This window comes from Microbacterium sp. UBA1612 (assembly GCF_002321605.1).
GTDB classification, from domain to species: domain Bacteria; phylum Actinomycetota; class Actinomycetes; order Actinomycetales; family Microbacteriaceae; genus Microbacterium; species Microbacterium luteum.
The window spans coordinates 1-22,198 of sequence record NZ_DCMW01000034.1 but is presented as its reverse complement, the minus strand read 5'-3'; the positions used below and the strand labels follow the sequence as shown (position 1 = coordinate 22,198).

At 70.5% G+C, this 22,198-nt stretch carries 19 protein-coding genes and 1 pseudogene; 7 read left to right on the top strand and 13 right to left on the bottom strand.

Going from position 1 to position 22,198, the window contains the following annotated elements:
- Window positions 1-31 precede the first annotated feature (31 nt).
- The gene (locus B3S45_RS12220) at window positions 32-2,110 is read right to left on the bottom strand and encodes a hypothetical protein (RefSeq protein WP_286720904.1); all 2,079 of its coding nucleotides are present in this window, start codon (window positions 2,108-2,110) and stop codon (window positions 32-34) included.
- Between the two features lie 7 nt (window positions 2,111-2,117).
- On the opposite strand from B3S45_RS12220, the gene B3S45_RS12215 reads away from it, so the two are divergent.
- A complete protein-coding gene (locus B3S45_RS12215; protein ID WP_286720903.1) occupies window positions 2,118-2,381 on the top strand; it encodes a hypothetical protein in 264 nt (87 codons plus the stop codon).
- Between the two features lie 37 nt (window positions 2,382-2,418).
- Here the strand turns inward: B3S45_RS12215 and B3S45_RS12210 are convergent, their stop codons facing one another.
- The 6 genes from B3S45_RS12210 to B3S45_RS12185 all read right to left on the bottom strand — a co-directional run bounded on the left by B3S45_RS12210 (window position 2,419) and on the right by B3S45_RS12185 (window position 8,194).
- Window positions 2,419-3,546, bottom strand: coding sequence for a glycosyltransferase (locus B3S45_RS12210; protein ID WP_286720902.1), 1,128 nt, complete (start codon window positions 3,544-3,546; stop codon window positions 2,419-2,421).
- Window positions 3,543-4,982, bottom strand: a complete 1,440-nt coding sequence (locus B3S45_RS12205; protein ID WP_286720901.1) for an LCP family protein — start codon at window positions 4,980-4,982, stop codon at window positions 3,543-3,545. The genes B3S45_RS12210 and B3S45_RS12205 overlap by 4 nt, the downstream gene beginning before the upstream one ends.
- Complete coding sequence (gene purE, locus B3S45_RS12200; RefSeq protein WP_286721070.1) at window positions 4,979-5,446, bottom strand: 5-(carboxyamino)imidazole ribonucleotide mutase; 468 nt, start codon at window positions 5,444-5,446, stop codon at window positions 4,979-4,981. Before purE ends, B3S45_RS12205 begins: the two co-directional genes overlap by 4 nt.
- Window positions 5,447-5,565: 119 nt before the next feature.
- Window positions 5,566-6,702 carry a 5-(carboxyamino)imidazole ribonucleotide synthase gene (locus tag B3S45_RS12195; RefSeq protein WP_286720900.1) on the bottom strand — a complete coding sequence of 379 codons (1,137 nt, stop codon included), beginning with the start codon at window positions 6,700-6,702 and terminating at the stop codon, window positions 5,566-5,568.
- A 61-nt stretch (window positions 6,703-6,763) separates the two neighbouring features.
- Window positions 6,764-7,348 carry a PH domain-containing protein gene (locus B3S45_RS12190; RefSeq protein ID WP_286720898.1) on the bottom strand — a complete coding sequence of 195 codons (585 nt, stop codon included), beginning with the start codon at window positions 7,346-7,348 and terminating at the stop codon, window positions 6,764-6,766.
- Between the two features lie 51 nt (window positions 7,349-7,399).
- On the bottom strand, window positions 7,400-8,194 hold the full coding sequence (locus tag B3S45_RS12185; protein WP_286720896.1) for a biotin--[acetyl-CoA-carboxylase] ligase: 795 nt from the start codon (window positions 8,192-8,194) through the stop codon (window positions 7,400-7,402).
- 165 nt (window positions 8,195-8,359) lie between these two features.
- On the opposite strand from B3S45_RS12185, the gene B3S45_RS12180 reads away from it, so the two are divergent.
- Together B3S45_RS12180 and B3S45_RS12175 are read left to right on the top strand one after the other, a co-directional pair.
- Entirely contained in the window at window positions 8,360-9,949 is a 1,590-nt protein-coding gene (locus B3S45_RS12180; protein ID WP_286720895.1) for an acyl-CoA carboxylase subunit beta, read from the top strand.
- Window positions 9,946-10,185, top strand: a complete 240-nt coding sequence (locus B3S45_RS12175) for an acyl-CoA carboxylase subunit epsilon (protein ID WP_286720894.1) — start codon at window positions 9,946-9,948, stop codon at window positions 10,183-10,185. The genes B3S45_RS12180 and B3S45_RS12175 overlap by 4 nt, the downstream gene beginning before the upstream one ends.
- Before the next feature lie 638 nt (window positions 10,186-10,823).
- Here the strand turns inward: B3S45_RS12175 and B3S45_RS12170 are convergent.
- Genes B3S45_RS12170 through B3S45_RS12155 form a run of 4 tightly spaced genes read right to left on the bottom strand, consistent with a single transcriptional unit; the run spans window position 10,824 to window position 15,176 of the window.
- Entirely contained in the window at window positions 10,824-11,903 is a 1,080-nt protein-coding gene (locus B3S45_RS12170) for a hypothetical protein (RefSeq protein ID WP_286720892.1), read from the bottom strand.
- Window positions 11,903-13,171, bottom strand: a complete 1,269-nt coding sequence (locus B3S45_RS12165) for an ATP-binding protein (protein WP_194383542.1) — start codon at window positions 13,169-13,171, stop codon at window positions 11,903-11,905. Before B3S45_RS12165 ends, B3S45_RS12170 begins: the two co-directional genes overlap by 1 nt.
- The gene (locus tag B3S45_RS12160) at window positions 13,168-13,833 is read right to left on the bottom strand and encodes a response regulator transcription factor (RefSeq protein ID WP_194383543.1); all 666 of its coding nucleotides are present in this window, start codon (window positions 13,831-13,833) and stop codon (window positions 13,168-13,170) included. Before B3S45_RS12160 ends, B3S45_RS12165 begins: the two co-directional genes overlap by 4 nt.
- A gap of 56 nt (window positions 13,834-13,889) precedes the next feature.
- On the bottom strand, window positions 13,890-15,176 hold the full coding sequence (locus B3S45_RS12155) for a class I SAM-dependent RNA methyltransferase (protein ID WP_286720889.1): 1,287 nt from the start codon (window positions 15,174-15,176) through the stop codon (window positions 13,890-13,892).
- 31 nt (window positions 15,177-15,207) lie between these two features.
- Here B3S45_RS12155 and B3S45_RS12150 point away from each other — a divergent pair, with 31 nt between their 5' ends.
- Together B3S45_RS12150 and B3S45_RS12145 are read left to right on the top strand one after the other, a co-directional pair.
- Window positions 15,208-15,858 (top strand): Maf family protein, encoded by a 651-nt coding sequence (locus tag B3S45_RS12150; protein ID WP_286720887.1) that lies wholly within the window; start codon window positions 15,208-15,210, stop codon window positions 15,856-15,858.
- Window positions 15,859-15,983: 125 nt separating this feature from the next.
- Window positions 15,984-17,753 carry a biotin carboxylase N-terminal domain-containing protein gene (locus B3S45_RS12145; RefSeq protein WP_286720885.1) on the top strand — a complete coding sequence of 590 codons (1,770 nt, stop codon included), beginning with the start codon at window positions 15,984-15,986 and terminating at the stop codon, window positions 17,751-17,753.
- Between the two features lie 4 nt (window positions 17,754-17,757).
- Here the strand turns inward: B3S45_RS12145 and B3S45_RS12140 are convergent, their stop codons facing one another.
- Both B3S45_RS12140 and B3S45_RS12135 read right to left on the bottom strand, forming a co-directional pair.
- Window positions 17,758-18,807, bottom strand: coding sequence for an alpha/beta hydrolase (locus B3S45_RS12140; RefSeq protein ID WP_286720883.1), 1,050 nt, complete (start codon window positions 18,805-18,807; stop codon window positions 17,758-17,760).
- 249 nt (window positions 18,808-19,056) lie between these two features.
- Window positions 19,057-20,505 carry an NAD(P)H-quinone dehydrogenase gene (locus B3S45_RS12135; protein WP_194383548.1) on the bottom strand — a complete coding sequence of 483 codons (1,449 nt, stop codon included), beginning with the start codon at window positions 20,503-20,505 and terminating at the stop codon, window positions 19,057-19,059.
- An 82-nt stretch (window positions 20,506-20,587) separates the two neighbouring features.
- Here B3S45_RS12135 and B3S45_RS12130 point away from each other — a divergent pair, with 82 nt between their 5' ends.
- On the top strand, window positions 20,588-21,421 hold the full coding sequence (locus B3S45_RS12130) for a purine-nucleoside phosphorylase (protein WP_286720881.1): 834 nt from the start codon (window positions 20,588-20,590) through the stop codon (window positions 21,419-21,421).
- A 41-nt stretch (window positions 21,422-21,462) separates the two neighbouring features.
- A pseudogene (locus tag B3S45_RS12125) lies at window positions 21,463-22,198 on the top strand (phospho-sugar mutase); the annotation flags it as partial.

The following is a 22,198-nucleotide window of genomic DNA, read 5'->3' as shown; positions in this document are numbered from 1 at the left end:
GAGAGCACGTCGTGCGGACAGGAGGTCAGCCCTACTGATAGTCCACGTCTTCGCGCGGAAGCCAGAGATCCTCGCCCGACGAGGACTCGAACAGCAGCCACTGCCGATCGGCGGTCACCGCCTTGGCTGTGAGCACCGTTCCCGCGGACATCTCGACGACACCACGGCCGCACTCGAGAGAAGGCGCGCTCCGGGATACCGATCCTTCGCTCCGCACGACGTACGTCTTGTACGCCGATCGCACGTCAGACGGCTGGGTGCAGGATTCTCCCGATGTGGCGTAGCGGACCGCATCGCGCGGCACCCAGAGGTCGCCCTCGGCAAGCCGCAGCTTCAGCCAGTCACGCGCGCCGTTGACCTCCACCGCCGTCGCCACCGTGCCGGCGGCCACCTCAACTACACCCGACGCGCACTCCGCGTACGGCGCCGTCCGCGCCGTCGCTGGTGCGAGGAACGTGTACGTCTTCATCGCCGACGTCGCGTCGGCCGGTGGCTCGGCGCACAGTTCCTCGCTTGTCACCTGCCGCACGGAGCCGCGGGGCACCCACCGCATACCTTGGCCGGTCTCCACCTGCAACCAGTCCCCCGCCTCAGTGCTCGCCTTCGGGCGGAGCACCGTCCCTGCCGAGATGGGTACGGAGCCGGTGTCGCACACGGTCGTGGGCGACGAGAGCGCCTCAGTGTCGACATCGAGGAGATAAGTGCGCTGCGCCGCTCGCGACGAAACGCGCACCTCGCACGGGTCCGCGGTCGAAGCTAGACGAGTTAGATGGCTGCGATCAACCCATAGGAGGCCCCGGCCCGAGGACACCAACAACCAGTCGCGGTCCCGGTTTGCCGACACTGCCTGCACCACCGTCTGTCCAGAAAGAGTCGCGCGCCCGATGCCACACTCTGGGTTCGGCGAGGTCAGCCCAGAGGTGCCGCTTTCTCGGATCGTGTAGACCATGTGTGCTGCGCTGGTGTCCCCTGGCAGAGCGCACGCAGTTTCCATCGTGTCGGCGCGGCGGAGCGCCGCCCGGTCTACCCAGCCATCGACGTCGCCGATGTGCACCTTCACCCAGTTGCGGTCGCCGCTCACCGCGAATGCTTGTACGATCGTCCCCGCTGAGATCTCAGTCGATTTGAGTTCACAGCCGGAGTTCGGGACTGCCCGTCCGGTTGAGTCGGCGACGAGCACATACGCGTACTGCGCCGACCCGACCTTCGGCGGGAGAGCACAGGCTGACTCGTCTGCGGCCGCGTAGCGCACATGCTCGCGCGCGACCCATCGTGCGCCGGCCTCCGTGTTGACACGTAACCAGCCGTCGACCACAGCAGTCGCCTGCAAGACCGTGTCCTGCGCCAATGCGGAGATGTTCTCATTACACGCAAGGCTCGGCGCCGACCGTGCATTTAGGCTGCTGGCCGTCACGACGTACGTCTTGACCGCAGTCTTGGGTGATGATGGCTGAGCGCACGCGTTCACCGGCGTCGTGGTGGAGCCGAACCAGTCGGTGAAGTACTGGTAGAAGTTCCTGTTGCCGTAGGACGAGCACCCGTCACCCGTGCCATACCCGGCGCGGATCGCCGCAGCGTTGGGCTGGTAGGGCGTGTAGTAGTACAGGTTCGCTGTCGCCTGATTCTGCACGTAGACCGGCGACGAGCCGCAGTCATGGTTGGGGTTCCACAGGATGTTCCACGTCTTCCCCGGCGCATACCAGGTGAAGTACTGGCTCGTCCCGGCGGGGTTCGCGTATCGCTTGAACTGCCACGCGGCACCGTAGACCTGGTTGAAGAAACCGTAGTAGCGCGTGTCGCACGCCGCGGTGTCCGGGCAACCCTGCCCCATCGCGATGCGGTACCGCCAGTCACTCGGCCACACGTGGTTGACGAGCCCCTGTTCCTTCTGGAGCGTCGCGAGGATGACCTGAGGGTTGATGCCACACGCCTGCGACACCTTGTAGATAATGCGCGAGGCGCGCTCGCGCGTGCCGCCCGAGTAGGCGCCACACATAGAGTCGGCAGACGTCGTGCGCGACGTGTCGTACCAGTCCTTCAGACAGGTGTATCCGGACCGGCAGGACGGAACCATTTTCTCCAGGAAGGCCTGGATCTGCGCTTCGGTCATCGTGGACTTGTCGAAGAAGACGGCGTCGCTGATGATGTTGCCGGCCTGGAACTTCGACAGATCGGCGGTCTGGATGGAGTCGCCGATCGCGGTCTCCGCGTCGAGGGCCGCCTCGACGTCCAGCGCGGTCGAAGTATCGGCGACCGACGTCTGCTCCACCGCTGACGCGGCGGGGGCGACGAGGACGCCGGCGAGCATGGCGATCACAGCGAGGGTCGGCGCAATCAATCGCCTCATCTACCCGACTCCTTATTCACAGGGGATTCTGTGACTAGTGTGGCGAAAGTTACACCTGAACACAATTGTTACTAGAGTTCGGCGTGCAAGGCCCAGATCTTGTCTGCAGCTTCGAGCCACGAGAAGACGCGGCCGCGATCGGCGGCCATGACCGCCAGACGCTCAGCAGCGGACGTCGATCCGAGCGCGTCCGCGAGCGCCGCGCCCAGGGCGTCAGCCGCATCCACGCCGGATGTCGGCACCAACGTGCCGCCGTCGACGACGACCTCGCGCAAGACATCCGAATCCGCCGCGATGACGGGAACCCCGAGGGCCATCGCCTCGACGGTCCGCCAGGGGAACACCGCGCGCATCGAGGGCGCCACGTACGCGACGGCGGCACCGAACACCGCGCCGCGGTCGGCGTCGGCGAGCGCGCCGCGCACGTGCACGAGTCGCGCGGGAACCCCGGCGGCCGCTGCGATCTCGGCGATCGCCGGCTCTTCGCCTTCGCCGGCATCCATCACGACGACGGGCACGTCGTGGCCGCTGCGGGCGACCGCGCCGAACCCGGCGGCGAGCGCATCCGATTCCGCTGACGTACCGGCGAGCACCACGTATCCCTCGGGGAGGTCGAGCTCGCGCCGACGTCCGATCTCATCCGTCGGCACGCGGAAGCCCTCGGGAGCGGCACCCGAGATCACCCGGATGCGATCCCCGAGCCGGGCGATCTCCCCCAGCCGACGCGCCATCGCGTGCGTGGGCACGACCACGGCGTCGGCGTGCTTGACGGCGCGCTTGAGCATCGCCTTGTGCCACGCGACGCTGGATCGGGAGAGCTCGTCGGGTGCGTCCCACGGGCGAAGATCCCACACGGTCACGCTCGTCTGATCGTTGTTGTGCACGCGGTCGTGCTTGACCAGCGGCGCGAACAGACTCGGGGCGTGAATCATCCCGCCACCGATGCCGGTCGCGACACCGAGCTGCAGCGCACCGGCGAGCTCGCGGCGGGGCAAAGACGTGCGACGCACTCCCGCCATGCCCGGGATGGACAGCGCTGCGATGCCGTCACCCCCGGCCGCGGGTGCGATCCCCTCCACCTCGCACCCCTGCGGCGCGTGGGCGATGAGGGCACGCACGAGCTCCCCGGAAGCGACCTTCAGGTCGTTGTCGGTGGGGGCGACGAGCTGATCGAGCATCACCCGCAGCACGGCGGTCACGACTCGGGCTCCGGCGTGGGCGTCGGAGGGTGCAGCGTCTGCTGCACGAGTTCGCGGATGTAGTCGTAGTCGGGGTCGTACTCGTCGATGCCGCCCTCCGGCGTCAGCTCGATTGTCGTGACCGGCTGATCCTTCGCCTTGGCCGCAAGGTCGACCAGGTACGGGAGCATCGAGTTCGGGATGTCGGTCTCGACCAGATCGGCCCCGGCCGCCGCCAGATCCTGGAACCGGGTGAGCACGGTCTGCGGCGTGAACTGGTCGAGCATCGCCTGCTGTAGCTCGCGCTGACGCTCCATGCGGTCGAAGTCGCTGGTGGTGTATCGCGAACGGGCGTACCACTGCGCGGTGTCGCCGTCCATGTGCTGTTCGCCGACCTCGATCCACCCGGTCGCCCACTCCTCGGCCGGCTGTCCGTCGTACGTCGGACCGCCGCCCTCGGGCAGCCGCTCGTCGACGGTGATCGTCACCCCGCCGAGCGCGTCGACGAGGTCGGCGAAGCCCTTCATGTCGACGAAGACGTAGTACGGGATCTCGATGCCGAGGATCCCCTCGGCGGCATCCTTCGTCGCCTCGACACCGGGCGACGAGCCGTTGTCGTACGCGTCGGGATACAGCGCTGTGCCGTCCTGACACACCTCGACCTCGGTGCGCAGCTGGTTGACGCCGCTCCCCCACCCGCACGTCGGGTCGGCGAACCCCTCGTGACCGTTCGGGTACTTCTCCTGCATCGGCCCCTCCGAGAAGGGGAAGTTGGGCATGTCGCGCGGGATGCCGGTGATGGTCGTCGCGCCGGTCTCGGCGTTCACCGACACCACCGAGATCGAGTCAAAGCGCATGCTGTCGCGACCCTCGCCACTGTCAGCGCCGAGAAGCAGGATGTTGTAGTACCCGTCGGAAGGCTCCACCGGCGGTCCGCTCGCACCGAAGATCGCGCCGAGCGCGGTGCGGGCCGCACCGACCGACTGCGCCGCGTAGGCGGCACCGCCGCTCGCGGCGATCACCAGCGCGATCGCGAGCGCCGGGATGCCGACACGAGCAATACCGGCGGTCTTCACCAGCCGCACCAGACGCAGCGTGTCGATCGTGAGGACGACCCACAGCGCGGCGTACGCGATGAGGACGCCCTGCGCGAGCAGCAGCACGAACCAGTTCGTGCCGAGCGAGATGAGCAGACCCTGCGCGAACAGGGCGATGAGCACGCCCGCGACCACGAGCATCCACATGAGGATGGTCGCGGCCAGCCCGATGCGCCCCAGCCGCCTGCTGCCGGCGAGCACCTGGGCGGAACCGGGAAGCAGGAAGTTCAGGCCCACCAACCACCAGCCGCGTCGGCTCATGACCGAGCCGGAGGACACGTCGGGGTAGCGCAGCGGCCGCTCCTCGATCGTGCGCGACCGGGACGAGGTGACCGGCCGGTGCGGCGCCGCGACGCTCACAGGGCGTCCTTGAGCCGCCGGCTCTTCTCCTCGACCTGCGCCTCGAGATCACGGGCATACGCCTCGACGCGGTCGCCGAGAGCGGCATCCGAGGAACCGAGCATGCGGGCGGCGAGGATTCCGGCGTTCTTCGCGCCGTTGATGGACACAGTCGCCACCGGAATGCCCGCGGGCATCTGCACGATGCTGAGCAGCGAATCCATGCCGTCGAGCGTCGCCAGCTGCACCGGCACGCCGATCACGGGAAGCGAGGTGAGCGAGGCGAGCATGCCCGGCAGGTGCGCGGCACCACCGGCGCCGGCGATGATCGCCTTCAGGCCGCGCGCCCGCGCCTCGCGGCCGTAGCGCAGCAGCTTGTCGGGCGTGCGGTGGGCCGAGACGACCTCGACCTCGTGCGGCACGCCGAAGTCGGTGAGCGCCTGCGAGGCGTCGCTCATCACGCGCCAGTCCGAATCGGAACCCATCACCACGCCGACCAAGGGCGCGTCGGAAGAATGCAGCGGTCGGGTCACCCGTCCAGGCTAGGCGCGGCGGCTGGAAGAACCCCGCAACGGCACGGGGGCGTTTCGGGAGAGGAACGACGTCAGTCCTGGAAGAAGGCGGCGGCGGCGCGAGCCTGGTAGGCGACGTCGTCGAGATCGGCGCCCGCGACGTTCACGTGACCCACCTTGCGGCCCGGACGCGGCGCCTTGCCGTACGTGTGGATCTTCGCGACCGGATGCGCCTCCATCGCCGCGGCGAAGCGCGCGTCGAGGGAGTCCGACACCGGCCCACCGAGGATGTTGATCATCACCGACCAGTCCGCCACCGCATCCGCATCACCGAGCGGCAGGTCGAGCACCGCGCGCAGGTGCTGCTCGAACTGACTCGTGATCGCGCCGTCCTGCGTCCAGTGGCCGCTGTTGTGCGGACGCATCGCGAGCTCGTTCACGAGCACCCGCTCGTCGACGGTCTCGAACAGCTCGACGGCGAGCATGCCGGTGACATCCAGCCCCTCCGCGATCCCGACGCCGATCCGCGCGGTCACTTCCTGCAGGCGCGCGTCCTGATGCGGCGCCGGCGCGACGACCTCGGCGCACACGCCGTCTTTCTGCACCGTCTCGACCACCGGATACGCGCGCACCTGTCCCGACGGCCGACGCGCCACCTGCTGCGCGAGCTCGCGTGAGAAGTCCACGAGCTCCTCGACCAGGAGCGCTCCGCCGTGGGCGTCTTCGGCGAGCGCCGCGAACCAGTCATCCGCTTCGGCGGCGGCCGACACGACGCGCACGCCCTTGCCGTCGTACCCGCCGCGCGGCGTCTTCACGACGGCGCGGCCGCCATGGGCGTCGAGGAACTCCTGCAGCTCGTCACGGCCGGTCACCGCCGCCCACTCGGGCTGCGGCATGCCGAGCTCGGCCAGCCGCGTGCGCATCTCGATCTTGTCCTGCGCGAATCGCAGAGCGTGCGGACCCGGACGCACGGCCACGCCGGCATCGACCAGAGCACCGAGAACGTCCTGCGGCACGTGCTCGTGGTCGAAGGTGATCACATCGACCTCGCGGGCGAAGGCCAGCACGGTCTCGGCGTCGCAGTAGTCCCCGACCGCGGTCGCGGCGAGCTTCGCCGCCATCCCCTCGGACTCGGCGAGCACCTGCAGCTCGATCCCCAGCTCCACCGCGGGCGCGATCATCATCCGCGCCAACTGTCCGCCACCGACCACACCGACACGCAGGGTCATCCCGCTCCTTCCGACCGCTCCATTCTGTCTCACCGCCGCCATCGAGGCATGCGGCGACGGATCACACCGGAGCCGGAGGCGCCGGCGGAGCGGCGAATGCCCCGCTCGTCGGCGTCATGGACTGCGCATCGCGGTGGGCGAGGATCTGATTGACCTCGACCTGGTCGACGAGCGCCTCGTGCACGAGGGCGACGTTCGGGATGTTCCGCAGCCGCAGCGGCTCATCGACGCCGTTCGACAGCGTGAGGGTTCCCGCTCCCCACAGCCGCTGCAGGATGCCACGACGCACACCGATGGAGTAGCCGCGCACGTGGCTGAGCTCGCGACGGCGTCGCACGAAGACGCCGTACCGCTCGATCACCCGGCGCGTGGTGATCACGTAGGTGTGCGACCACCAGGCGAGGAAGGGCAGCAGCACGAGAAGGAACACCACAACCGCCGCGGCCGTCAGCAGCATCCAGTTCTCGAACGGCGCGGGAAGGTTGCCGTAGAAGAAGCCGACCGCGCCGGCGACCGCCAGCAGGACCAGCACCGACCAGAACAGCCGTCGCGCGTGCGGACGCACCCGCGCGATGCGCAGCTCCGGGGTCGGTGCCCCGGGCGCAGGAAGGAGCGGCCGCGCGCCCGTTCCGATCGGCTGTGTCATGCCCCCATCATGCCGGGAGCGGCCGACATCGAGCGGATGCCGCGCCCAGCCTCAGCGCACGTGCACCACGTCGCCGGCCGAGACCGCGATCGGGTCGCCGCCGGAGTCGACGACGAGCCGGCCGTCGGCGTCGATGCCGGTCGCCTCGCCGTCGAGCGAGGTGCCGTCCGGAAGCGACACCGTCACGCGCTTGCCGATGGTTGCACAGTTCTTCGCCACGTCGGCGTGGAGGCCGGCGACCGCTGCGTCACCGCCCGTGGCGGCGAGGTCAGCGAGGTAGCGGTCCAGGGCGTCGAGATAGTCGGCGATGAGGCGATCGTCGTCGACGTCGATACCGGCGGCCAGGAACGACGTCGCGGTCTCGACAGGCAGCTCGGCCTGCGACATGCGCGTATTGATGCCGGTGCCGATCACGACGCAGTCGGGATGACTCGGCACGACCTCGGCGAGGATGCCGCACAGCTTCGCCCCGTCGAGCAGCACGTCGTTCGGCCACTTCAGCGCCGCCTCGTGCCCCGACGAGCCCAGCTGCCCGCGCACCGCCCGCACGAGCGCGGCGCCGGCCGCGAGCGGGATCCATCCACGTGCCGACACCGGAAGATCGGGCACCCGCACGAGGGTGGAAACGGCCAGCGCGGTTCCGGGCGGGGCGACCCAGGAGCGGTCGAGGCGGCCACGACCCGCCCGCTGGTCGGTCGTCACCAGCACCGACAGGTGCGGCCACAGGCCCGGCGCATCACGCACCCCCTCGATCACGTCCGCGTTGGTGGAGTCGGTCGACTCCGTCAGCTGCACGCGAGGGCTGCGGGCGGCGGCACGAGGGTATCCGGCGGCGGGGATCGTCATGTCGCCCACGGTACGCCGTGGCTCCGGTCGGCGCCGCGCCGTTCCGGCGGCACGGCGCATCCGCTACGGTCCCGCATCCGCGGTGTGGACCCGCACCAAGGCAGCGCGGATCGGTTGTGCAGACCCTCCAAGGGATCGCAGGCCCGCGCCGATAGGGTGGAATCCGTGACCGACGACATCGACCTCTCGACCACCGCCGGAAAGATCGCCGACCTGCGCGCGCGGTATCAGGAGGCGGTCGTCGACGCGGAGAAGACCGCCCACGACAAGCAGCACGCCAAGGGCAAGCTCACCGCTCGCGAACGCATCGAACTGCTCCTCGACACCGGCTCGTTCGTGGAGATCGACGAGTACGTGCGACACCGCACCACCGCTTTCGGGATGGACCGCGCCCGCCCTTACGGTGACTCGGTCGTCACCGGCACCGGCACGATCCACGGGCGCGCCGTCGCTGTCTACGCGCAGGACTTCTCGACCTTCGGCGGATCGCTCGGCGAGGTGGCCGGCGAGAAGATCATCAAGGTCATGGAGCTCGCGCTGCGCAGCGGCATCCCGATCATCGGCGTCCTCGACTCCGGCGGCGCCCGCATCCAGGAGGGCGTGGTCGCGCTCGGCAAGTACGGCGAGATCTTCCGCCTCAACACCCGCGCGTCGGGCGTCATCCCGCAGATCTCGATCATCATGGGGCCGGCCGCCGGCGGCGCCGTCTACTCCCCCGCCCTCACCGACTTCGTCGTGATGGTCGACAAGACCAGCCAGATGTTCGTCACCGGCCCCGACGTGATCAAGACCGTCACCGGCGAAGACGTGGGCATGGAGGAGCTCGGGGGCGCGCACACGCACAACACCCGCTCCGGCGTCGCGCACTATCTCGCCGACGACGAGGACGACGCGATCGACTACGTGCGCACCATGCTCGGCTACCTCCCCGACAACAACATGGCGGAGCTGCCGGTCTACGAGACGGAGTTCGAGTTCGAGACGACCGACGCCGACCGCGCACTCAACGCCGTCATCCCCGACTCCCCCAACCAGCCCTACGACATCCACACCGTCATCGAAGGACTCCTCGATCACGGCGAGTTCCTCGAAGTGCAGCCGCTGTTCGCGCCGAACATCGTCATCGGGTTCGGACGCATCGAGGGCCGCTCGGTGGGCATCATCGCCAATCAGCCGTCGCAGATGGCCGGCACCCTCAACATCGACGCCGGCGAGAAGGCCAGCCGCTTCGTGCGGTTCTGCGACGCGTTCTCGATCCCGATCGTCACGCTCGTCGACGTGCCCGGATACCTCCCCGGCACAGACCAGGAGTGGACCGGCGTCATCCGTCGCGGCGCGAAGCTCCTCTACGCCTACGCCGAGGCGACCGTGCCGCTGGTGACCGTGATCCTCCGCAAGGCCTACGGCGGCGCCTACATCGTGATGGGATCCAAGCAGCTGGGCGCCGACGTCAACCTCGCTTGGCCGACCGCGGAGATCGCCGTGATGGGCGGCCAGGGCGCGGTGAACATCCTCTACCGCGGTGAGATCAAACGCGCGGCCGAAGCGGGCGAAGACGTCGCCGCGGTGCGCACCAAGCTCGCCACCGAGTACACCTACAACGTCGCGTCGCCCTTCCTCGCCGCCGAGCGCGGCGAGCTCGACGGGATCATCGAGCCCGCGCAGACGCGCGTGTCGATCGCGAAGGCGCTTCGCGCGCTGCGCGGCAAGCGCGCGAGCCTGCCGCCGAAGAAGCACGGGAACATCCCGCTGTGACCGACAGCGACGCCGAGCCCCGCGTCATGATCGACGTGCGCCGCGGCAACCCGACCGACGACGAACTCGCCGCCCTCATCGCCGTGCTGTCAGAGGCGTACCGCACCGAGGTCGAAGACGCCACGGCCGACCCGACGCCGCAGCGGTCCGCGTGGGAACTGACGCAGCGCGGCCTGCGCCCGCCGCTGCGCCGCGACCTCGGGTGGCGCCAGGGCGGCTGGCAGCACGGCTGCTGACGGCTCCGGCCGTTCGTGTGGGGTGGGCACGGCGCCCGCCGGCGTGTCCCCCGAAATACCTACAGACGGCGTGTTGCGCGCGTCGCATACTGGAGGAGCTGGAACGCTGCGGCGTTCGGCTGGCCCACCTCCGCTTCGCGGACTCGTCGGGTCGGCCCCTGCGGACGGTTTTCGGGTAATCGTCCGCCCAGGCGGGGAGCTGGCGGAAACGCCGCTCCCCGCCTCTTCTCTGTCCGCGGCGTCTCGGCCCGTGCGGCACCGCCGCGCGCGGCCGCACCGCCACCGGTCGACAACACAGGAGATTCGGGCGCGGTTACCCCAGATCCGGGCCCCTAGGCTCCCGCGACGCGCATATCTCCTGCGTTGTTCACACCGCGCCGCGGCGGCTCCGACGTTGGTCTGGCGTCGCGCCGGTCCGCCGTGACGACCACCCGCGTGACGCGCATCGCCGACCGCCGGTCAACAACACAGGAGATTCGGGCGCGGCTGCCCTAGATCCGGGCCCCCAGGCTCCCGCGACGCGGATATCTCCTGCGTTGTTCACGGCGGCGCGGGCACAGACGCGACCGGTTCGGCCGCCGCGCGGTGGTCGCGGCGCGGTAGGGGTCAGCGGTGGGCGTCCGTGGCGCGCGGTGGAGTCAGCGGCGGGGGTGGGCGATCTCGCGCCAGAGGTCCACGGCGTCTTCGTCGGAGAGCGCGGCGCCGGCGCCGGAACGGCCGACGACCGTCACGGCCACGCTCTCGTGCGGCGAGGTGCGCACGTACAGGCGCTCCGACGTCGCCTCCCGCAGGGTCTCGGCGAGCTGGCCGCGGATGACCGACAGCGTCACCTCATCGACGCGGTCGAGGCCTCCCTCATCGAGCACCGTCACGGTCGATCCGCGGCGCCGGAGTCGTTCGAGCTCGGCCCGAACGTCGTCGTCGAGGAGGCGCGGTCCCCGCAGCTCGTCACGGAGGCTGCCCTCGGCGATGCGGGCGCCGAGGCGTTCGTCCTCGGTAAGACGACCGCGTTCGGCGACCACGCGCATCAGCACCGGGCCCGCGATCGCGAGTGCGCGCTGCACCTTCGTGCGACGCTCGCGCTGCCGCACGCTCTGCGATGCCTCCACGCCGGATGCCGCCCGCTGCAGCGTGGTCAGCTGCGCCGTGTCGCGCGCCGCGCGGTCCAGGGACAGCACGAGCGTCTGCGCCACGGCGACCCACACCACCGAGCCGACGAGTCCGAGGCCGAGCGCCGTCATCGGCCCCATCCACACCGAGGCCGTCACGCCGAGCGCGATGATGCCGAGCCACGCGACCCACGGGCGTCGGCGGACCATGACGACGACCATCAGGGCGCCGATCCCGCCGAGGTACCACGTGGCGTACGGAGCGGTGACGTGATCCGGACCGACGGCGACCGACAGCGCGTTCGGCACCACGATCGCGGCCCCGAGCGCGAGGCCGGCCGCCCACGCGGGAAGGCGACCGGTGCGTCGGGCAGCGCTCAGCGCCTCGTCCACGCCATCGCCGTCGACCTCGGGGATCGGCTCGGTTCCCACGGTCTCGGCCCGGCGCGGCTCCCACAGCACCACCAGCCACGTCGTGCCGAGATAGACGAACAGCGCGACCACGAGCAGCCACGGCAGCGGCACCGGCTCGGTCCACCACAGCCCGCGCGCGGCGAGGTACGCAGTGAAGGCCAGCGCGAGGCCGACGAGGATGTTCCGCACGCTCATCACGCCGACACCAGCCCCGCCCACTCGAGCCGCACGCGGGTGCCGTCGGCACCCGAGCTGACCACGCCGCTTCCGCTGACAGCGGCCATGCGGGCGATGATCGACGCGCGGATGCCGAGACGGTCATCCGGCACGGCGCCGACGTCGAAACCGGCCCCCTCGTCCCGGATCTCCACGACGATCCCGGCGGGGTCTCCCGAGGCCTCGAGCACGACCTCCAGGCCCGACGCCGAGGCGTGCTGGAGCGAATTGGAGATCGCCTGCGTCGCGGCCAGCACGATCGAGCGGGCAACGCGGCCGGGCATCTCGCCGGCGTCTGTCGCGACTCGACGGCGCACGGTGACATCCGCCCCCATCTCGTGCGCACCGGCCTCGATCTCATCGGCGATGCTGTCGGGCGTGCGCGCGGCGTCGCTGCCCTCGCTCGCGTCACGGTCGGTGTTGGCCAGACGCGTCAGCGCCTCGCGCGCCATCGACACCGCGAGCGCCTGCTCACGCGGGGTGTCGGCGCGTTCCGCGGCGATGAGGGCGGCGAGCACGCTGTCGTGCATGAGGGCCGCGACGGCCACGCGCTCGTCTTCGGCCGCGTCGGCGGCCGCGGCCCGCGCGTAGGAGTCGACGGCACGAGCACGCGTCTCGTCGACGTTCGTCGCGATCGATCGCAGCAGCCACCCCAGGGTGAGCAGCACCCCGCCGAGGATGAGCGCGAACGACACGTCGAGCCCGAGCGACAGCCAGAACGACGGGTCGAACGCTCCCCCGATGAGGCGGATGACACCGAACATCAGGGGCGCGAGGATCGTCCAGGCGATCTGCGCCGGCAGCGGGAAGACCAGCACGCTGGACACGGTGGCGACGTTGATGAGGAACCAGATCCACGGCTGCTCGGTCGGGGATGTGTAGAGACCGACGTTGACGATCGGGAAGGCGATGAGCACCACGGCGAACACGCCGATGAACACGCCGGCGGTGATCCTCACCGCTCGGTCGAGCACGCACGCCACGAGCATGGCGACGAGGCTGCCGAAGGTGACGACGACGAGGGCGTTCTGCGCGACGGTGCCCGTGGCGAGGGTCCCGATGGCGGTGACGAATCCCTGCAGACCCAGGAAGACCGAGCCGAGCGCGATGGCGATCTGCAGCACCCGCTCGATGCGGTGGCGCGTGAACGACCCCAGATCGGGATCGGTCCCCCGCAGGCGCGGGAGCTGTCCCCAGGCTTCGTCGACGGCGACAGGGGTGTCGGTGCGGAGGCGAGGTGAGGTCACGGCGAGGTCTCGCGGTCGGCGTGGCGGTCGAGCAGCCCGTCTTCGACGGCGCGGTGGAGCAGGTCGATCTTCGTCGGCGCGGGGCGTCCGACGTCGACGTACTTCATGCGAACTCGGGTGATGTTCTCCTTGGCCGTCGAGTAGGCGACCCCGAGCCGTTCGGCGACGACCTTCAGCGGCAGACCCGCCGCATACAGGCGCAGCACGTCGCGCTCGCGGGCCGAGAGCTGAGCGTCGGCGAAGGCGCGATCGCCCTCGACGGCGCTCGCCCACTCGACGTTGTTGAGAGGCTCGCCCTGCGCGACGCTGGAGACCGCGTGGAGCACATCGTCGATGCGGGAGGACTTGCTGACGATTCCGGCCGCCCCGGCGGCGAGCGCCTCGCGCACGGAAGCCGGGCGATCCGCGACGCTGTGGATGATGACGCTCGAGCCGTCGGCGACCAGTCGCGTGACGTTCTCGGTCACGGTCGCCCCGTCGCCGAGGGTGAGGTCGAGCACCACGACGTCGGCGGGTGAGACCTGCTGTTCCTGCCGCCACGAGAGGTAATCGGTGACGGTGCTGCCGGAGAACACCACGCTCGCCGATCCCTCGCGCGCGCAGCCGGCCTCGAGACCGAGCCGCACCGACTCGTGATCGTCGATGAGCGCCACCCGTGTCATGCGATCACCTTACCTGTGAGAACGCTCCATCGCGGGGTCGGGGCGGCCGCTCGCCCTCACTCGTGTCGCAGTACAGCGACGGCCTCGACGTGGTGCGAGTTCGGGAACAGGTCGAGCGCGTCGACACGGTCCGTGACGTACCCGGTCTCGCGGAAGGTCGCGAGGTCACGGGCGAGGGCGACGGGATCGCAGGCGACGTACACGATCGTGCGCGGTCCGAGCGCCGCGACGTCTTCGGCGACCTGGCGTCCGGCCCCCGATCGCGGCGGATCCAGCAGCACCACGCCTCGGGCCAGGCGCTGGCGCTCACGCTCGGTCGCGGATGCGCGCAGTGCCGACACCCACCGGTCCACCCTGGCCGTCTCGGGCCGGGCTCCCACCCAGTCGGCGAGGTTCCGACCGGCGTGCTCGGTCGCCCGTTCGTCCGATTCCACCGACGTGATGCGGGCGCCCTCTCCCCCCAAGCCGCCCAGGGTCGCGGCGAAGAGCCCCACGCCGCCATAGAGGTCGAGGTGCCACCCGTCGGGGTCCACGGCCGGTTCGTCGCCGGCGACCTCGCGAAGGCGCTGCGAGACGACCTCGGTGAGGGTGTGGGCGGCGAGGCGATGCACCTGCCAGAAGCCGCCCGCATCCACCCGGAACGATCGCCCTGCCGCCTGCTCCAGGATCACCTCGCGCGCCGCGTCGGAGCGCTGTCCGGCCGGTCGCGGCACGACGCGCACCCGGCCGTCGGCGGGCTGGACGAGGTCGATGCGGCCCGGCTGTGCGGACCGGACGCCCTCGAGGGCGCGCTCGAGTGCCGGCGTCACCAGCGGCAGCGAGTCGACGTGAACGATGCGATGGCTGCGCTGTGCGTAGGGCCCGACCCGTCCGTCGTCGCCGACGTGCAGGCTCACGCGCGTGCGCCATCCGGTGCCGTCGGGCGTCTCCTCGGCGAGCACCGCGCCGGCATCGTCGTGGAGCGGCGCGGCCGCGGACATCGTCGCCGGGATGTCGAGGCGGCCGATGCGCGCGAGCGCGTCGCGCACGACGTCGAGCTTGAGCGCGCGCTGCGCATCCAGCTCGATGTGGCCGAAGTCGGCGCCGCCGGGGCGCTCGTCGGGCGGCACCTCGATGTCGGCCGGCGCCCACACGTGCGGCCGGCGGGACGGCGCCGCATCCAGGACCTCGAGCGCCTCGGCGCGCCAGAAGGACTTCTTCGACGTCTCGGTCAGGCGCGCTCTGATGCGCTCTCCCGGGATGGCGTCGGGCACGAACACCACGCGGCCCTCGTGGCGGGAGACGAACACGCCGCCGTGCGCGACGCCGGTGATGTCGAGGTCGAGGATGCTGCCGACGTCCATGCCTCGAGCCTGTCACAGCTATCGTCGTGGCATGCGCGTGTGCCTCGCCTCGACCTCGCCCGCCCGCCTCATGCTGCTCCGCCAAGCGGGCATCTCTCCGGAGACGGCGGCGCCCGACGTCGACGAGGAGGCCGTCATCGCCGCCGTGGAGGCGGGCGAGGATCGCACCCTCTCCCCCGACGAGCACGTGCTCCTCCTCGCGCGCCGCAAAGCGGCCGACGTCGCCGCCCGGCTCACCGCCGAGCAGCCCGACTTCGACGGCATCGTCATCGGCGGCGACTCCATGTTCGAGCTCGACGGCGAGATCCTCGGCAAGCCCTACACGCCCGAGAACGCCACCGCGAGGTGGCGCGGGATGCGCGGACGCACCGGTGTGCTGCACTCCGGTCACGCGGTGTTCCGGCTCGCGCCCGGAATCGCGCCGCGGGAGGCCCACGCCGTCGCCGAGGCATCCGTCACCTTCGCCGACGACGTCACCGACGCCGAGATCGACGCCTACGTCGCGACCGGGGAGCCGCTGCTGGTCGCCGGCGCGTTCACGGTCGACAGCCTCGGCGCGCCGTTCATCACGCGCGTGGAGGGCGACCCCTCGACGGTGGTGGGGATGTCGCTGTCGACCCTCCGACACCTCGTGCGCGAGCTCGACGTGGCGTGGCCCGACCTCTGGGCCCCGGCCGCATAGAGACGCGAGGGCATCCTGGCGCGACGGATGCCCGACGAACGTTGTACGAGGAAGACCACGTTTCTTCGTGGGATTTGTACGAACCGGTCAAAACCACCGCGGAGGCCGTCGGTAGGCTGAAATCCATGCCTCGTATCGCCAAGGTCCTCATCGCGAACCGCGGCGAGATCGCCGTCCGTGTCATCCGCGCCGCGCGCGACGCCGGAAAGTCGTCCGTCGCCGTCTACGCCGACCAGGATCGCGACGCCCTGCACGCGCGCCTCGCCGACGAGGCGTACGCCCTCGACGGATCCACCAGCGCGGAGACCTATCTCTCCATCGACAAGATCCTCTCCGTCGCACGACGCTCCGGCGCCGACGCGGTGCACCCCGGCTACGGCTTCCTCGCCGAGAACGCCGACTTCGCCCGCGCCGTCATCGGGGCGGGCCTCACCTGGATCGGCCCGTCACCGGAGGCCATCGAGGCCCTCGGCGACAAGGTCACCGCCCGCCACGTCGCCGAGAAGGTCGGCGCTCCCCTCGCGCCCGGAACCCCCGGCCCCGTCGACGGTGCCGAGCAGGTGATCGACTTCGCCCGCGAGCACGGGCTGCCGATCGCCATCAAGGCCGCGTACGGCGGCGGCGGGCGCGGCCTGAAGGTCGCGCGCGAGTTCGACGAGGTGGCGGAGCTGTTCGAATCCGCGACGCGCGAGGCCATCGCCGCGTTCGGCCGCGGCGAGTGCTTCGTGGAGAAGTACCTCGACAAGCCGCGCCACGTCGAGACCCAGTGTCTCGCCGACTCCGCCGGCAACGTCGTGGTCGTCTCCACGCGCGACTGCTCCCTGCAGCGCCGCCACCAGAAGCTCGTCGAAGAGGCTCCGGCGCCGTTCCTCACCGAGGAGCAGAACCGCATCTTCTACGACGCGTCGAAGAAGATCCTGCGCGAGGTGGGATACCTCGGCGCCGGCACGTGCGAGTTCCTCATCGGTGCCGACGGCACCATCTCGTTCCTCGAGGTGAACACGCGCCTGCAGGTGGAGCATCCGGTCTCCGAAGAGGTCACCGGCATCGACCTGGTGCGGGAGCAGTTCCGCATCGCCGAGGGCGAGCAGATCGGATACGACGACCCGCAGCCGGTCGGTCACGCGATCGAGTTCCGCATCAACGGCGAAGACCCGGGCCGCAACTTCCTGCCGCAGCCCGGTCCCATCCACGTCTTCAAGACCTTCGGCGGTCCCGGCATCCGGCTCGACTCCGGCGTGACTGCCGGCGACGCCGTCTCGGGTGCGTTCGATTCGCTGCTGGGCAAGATCATCGTGAGCGGCCGCGACCGCGCCGAGGCACTCGAGCGCTCCCGCCGCGCGCTCGAGGAGTTCGAGGTCGCGGGCATGCCCACGGTGCTGCCCTTCCACCGCAAGGTCGTGAGCGACCCCGCCTTCACCGCCGAGGACGGCGAGTTCGGCGTGTTCACCCGGTGGATCGAGACCGAGTTCGTCAACGACATCCCCGCGTGGGACGGCGAACCGGATGCTCCGAAGCCCGACGAAGGGCGCCACACCGTCGTCGTGGAGGTGGGCGGCAAGCGCCTCGAGGTGAGCCTGCCCGACCGGGTCGTGTCATCCGCCCCGCAGACGGGCCGCCCGGCCGTCGCCCCGCCCTCGCGCCGCTCGCACGCCGCGACCGTCTCCGGCGGAGGCGCCAGCGGCGACGCGGTGAAGGCGCCCATGCAGGCGACCATCGTCAAGGTCGCCGTCGCCGAGGGCCAGGAGGTCGTCAAGGGCGACCTGATCGTCGTGCTCGAGGCGATGAAGATGGAGCAGCCCATCCAGGCCCACAAGGACGGCGTCATCGGCTCGGTCAACGCCGACCCCGGCACCACCGTCTCCGCCGGTCATCAGCTGATGACCATCGCCTGACGCGCTACAGGTGGGCCGCGAGGAACGCGGCGCAGCGCTCGAACGCGACATCGCCCTCGGGATGCACCCCGGGGAAGAAATAGAAGCCGTGCGGCATGCCCTCGGGCCAGTATCCATCGACCGGTGACCCCGCGTCTGCGACGAGCGACGCGAAAGCGCGGGCGGAATCGATGATCGGGTCGTGCGTTCCGGTGGCCAGGAACAGCGGCGGATAGCCGTGCAGGTCGCCGTAGATCGGGCTCGCCAGCGGATCCGTCCACGCCGTCGTCGGCAGGTAGGCGCTCCGGATGAACGCGAAGAACGCGCTGTCGTAGACGATGCCCCGCGGCGCCTGCGCCTGGAACGAGGGCCAGCGCTCCTGCGTGAAGTCGGCGAACGCACCGAGCATGATGACCGCGGCCGGGGCGGGCAGGTCGTGCGCGCCGGCGTACAGCGGAAGCGCGGCGGCGAAGTTCGACCCCGCGGAATCTCCGGCCACGACCACGCGCGCGGGGTCGCCGCCCACTCGTCCGGCTTCGCGGACGAGCCACGCGTAGACGTCGGCGACATCGTCGAGCGGCGTCGGGTACGGATGCTCCGGCGCCATCCGATAGTTCGTCGAGACGACGACCGCCGTGTTGTCCCGCGCCAGCCGGCGGGTGATGTACGCCGTGTCGAAGTCGGAGCCGACGGTGAACCCGCCACCGTGCGCGTACAGGATCACCGGCAGGACCGCATCCGGAACCGCCGCCTGCGGCCGGTACACCTGCGCGCTGACGTGACCGTCGCGCACCGGCAGATAGACGGTCGTCTCGTCGACGTCGGTCACCGCCTGCTCACCGGTGGGCGGGATGAGCGCCGGGTCGGGCTTCAGCCGGTCCGCGCCGATGTACCCCGTGCGGACGGGAAGGATCATCATGTCGCGCAGCGCGACCGGCTGGCGATTGTTCGCGATGACCCGGTACGACGGCATCGCCGGATCATCCGGATCGATGTAGCTCAGTCCGTCGATCTCGCGCACGACCGTGACATCGTGCGCCCCCTCCGGAAGCTGCAGCAGCGCGGCGTCGATCACGCGGTCCCCCTCCGACGCCCGGAGCCTATCGCCACCGACGTGGCCTGACCACCCTGGACGTCGGAGAATCACGCCGATGTCGGATGAATCCGCCGATATCCTCCGACGTCGGGCCGAATCTCCGACGTTGAAGCGTGGCTACGTTTCGTCTCGCTCCGCTCGCTCAACGACCGGGGCCGGGGAGGCGGGGAGCGCGTTTCGTCTCGCTTCGCTCGCTCAACGACCGGAGGTCGGGACTCGCGGGGAGGGTCAGTCCTCGTCTTCGCTGCGGTCGACGATGTGCATCGCACGGGTCGCATCCGTGATGCTCGTCGACAGCGACGGATACACCGCGAACACCCGCGAGACCTGGTCGACGGTCAGGCGCCGCTCCACCGCGATCGCCAGCGGATAGATCAGCTCCGATGCCTTCGGCGCGACGATCACACCGCCGATCACCGTGCCGCTCCCCTGTCGGGCGATGATCTTCACGAAGCCGTCCTTGATGCCCTGCATCTTCGCGCGCGGGTTCGCCGCGAGCGGCAGCTTGTGCACCACGCCGCGCATGACGCCGTTCTCGATGTCCTGCTCCGAGTAGCCGACCGTGGCGATCTCGGGGGCGGTGAAGATGTTCGCCGTGATGCGCCGCTGCTCCAGCGGGATCACGACGTCGCCGAGCGCGTGGAAGACGGCCTGCCGCCCCTGCATCGAGGCGACGGATGCGAGCGGCACGAACGTCGTGCAGTCGCCGGCGGCGTAGATGTTGGGCACCGAGGTGCGGGCGACGCGGTTCACGCGGATGTGGCCGGACGAGGTCATCTGCACCCCCGCGCCCTCGAGACCGATGTCCTTCGTGTTCGGGATGGATCCGACCGCGAGCAGGCAGTGGCTTCCCTCGACGACCTGCCCGCCCGAGACGGTCACGCGCACGCCGTCGCCGGTGTTCTCGACCTTCTCGGCACGGGTCTTCGACAGCACGGTCATCCCGCCGCGCTTGAAGACCTTCTCGAGCACGGCCGCCGCATCCTCATCCTCACCGGGAAGCACCTGATCGCGGGACGACACGAGCGTGACCTTCGACCCCAGGTTCATGTAGGCCGAGGCGAACTCGGCGCCGGTCACGCCGGAGCCGACGACGATCAGGTGCTCGGGCAGCTCCTTCATGTCGTACAGCTGCGTCCAGGTGAGGATGCGCGCGCCGTCGGGGCGGGCGGTGGGCAGTTCGCGCGGCGACGCTCCCACCGACACGACGAGCGTGTCCGCCTCGACGCGGTCGAAGTCGGTGCCGCCGGGGCCCGTCGAGACGACCACAGCGGAATCGCCCTCGAGGCGACCGTGACCGTTGATGATGCGCACGCCCGCCTCGGCGAGCTGCGCACGCATGTCGTCGGACTGCTGACGGGCGAGAGAGAGGAGGCGCCGGTTGACCGCCGCGAGGTTGATCGCGATCTCGGGCTTGAGCGGCTTGCCGTCGGCGCCCTTGGCGAACAGCTGCACGCCCAGATCACCGGCCTCGGAGATCGCCACCGCCGCATCCGCGGTCGCGATCAGCGACTTCGACGGGACGACATCGGTGATCACCGCCGACCCGCCGACACCGGCCCGTTCCACGAGGGTGACGTCGGCGCCGAGCTGGGCAGCGGACAGCGCCGCCTCATACCCGCCGGGGCCGCCGCCGATGATCGCGACGCTCTGGGTCTGCTCGAAGCTCAACGACATGCCACCCATTGTTCCAGTCCCGAGGACGCGCCACGAACGCCGGTTCCTGGCGGGACCGTGGGCACGTTCCTAGAGTGGGGGCATGCACGATGAGCCCCTGAATCCTCTCGACGACCCGGACACCGACCCGTTCGAGGTCGCCGCGGCGGCCGCCGCCGACATCGCTCGGCTCACCGGTGTCGACTCGCACGACATCGCCCTCACCCTCGGCAGCGGGTGGGGCAAAGCCGCCGACCTCATCGGCGAGACCACCGCGACCATCCCCGCGCCCGAGGTCACCGGATTCAGCAAGCCCGCTCTGGAAGGACACGTCGGCACCCTCCGCAGCATCCTCACCGCCGACGGGCGCCGCGTGCTGGTCATCGGCGCCCGCACCCACTTCTACGAGGGCCACGGCGTGCGGCGCGTCGTCCACAGCGTGCGCACCGCCGCGGCGACCGGCGCGAAGACCATGGTGCTCACCAACGGCGCGGGCGGCATCCGTCACACCTGGAAGCCCGGGCAGCCGGTGCTGATCAGCGATCACATCAACCTCACCGGCGCCTCCCCGCTCGAGGGGGCGACGTTCATCGACCTCACCGACCTGTACTCCACCCGGCTCCGCGACGTCGCCCGCAGCATCGACCCGACCCTCGACGAGGGCGTCTACTGCCAATTCCGCGGCCCGCAGTACGAGACGCCGGCAGAGGTGCAGATGGCGAAGGCCATCGGCGGGCACATCGTGGGCATGTCCACCGCCCTCGAAGCCATCGCGGCACGCCAGGCCGGCATGGAGATCCTCGGATTCTCGCTGATCACGAACATGGCCGCCGGCATCCAGACCACCCCGCTCAGCCATGCCGAGGTCATCGAAGCCGGCCGCGAGGCCGAGCCGGTCATCAGCGACCTGCTGGCGCGGGTCGTGGCGGCCCTGTGACGCCGAACGAGAGCTCTGTTCCCAGCGACGAGGAGGCCGCCATGGACAGCACCGCACACGAAGATCTGCTCGAGCGCGCCCGCGCGTGGCTCGCCCAGGACCCCGACCCCGACACCCGGGCGGAGCTGCGCGCACTGCTCGAGGGCGCCGAGGTGGGCGACGCGGATGCGCTCGATGCGCTGCACGACCGGTTCGCGACGCGGCTCGCGTTCGGCACGGCGGGCCTGCGCGGCGAGCTCGGCGCGGGCACGAACCGCATGAACCGCGTGCTCGTCGCCCAGGCGGCCGCGGGGCTCGCCGCCTATCTGGCCGAGCGGGCGGGTGTGGATGCCGCGGCCGACGACGTCGCCGAGCCGGCACCGCTCCGGCCCGACGCTCCGCTCGTGGTCGTCGGGTACGACGGGCGTCGCAACTCCGACGTCTTCGCGCGCGACTCCGTGGAGATCTTCGCGGGTGCAGGCCTACGGGCCGTGCTGCTCCCGCGGTTGCTGCCGACACCGGTTCTCGCCTTCGCCGTGCGCCACCTGGGCGCTGCGGCCGGGGTGATGGTCACCGCCAGCCACAACCCGCCGAACGACAACGGATACAAGGTCTATCTCGGCGGCGAAGACGAGGGGTCGCAGATCGTCAGCCCCGCGGACGCCGAGATCGCCGCACACATCCAGCGCGTCGCCGACGCCGGTGACATCGCCGCCCTCCCCCGCTCGCTGGCGTTCGAAACGGCATCCGAAGACGTCGTCGACGCGTACATCGAAGCGACGGCCGCTGTCGCTCCCG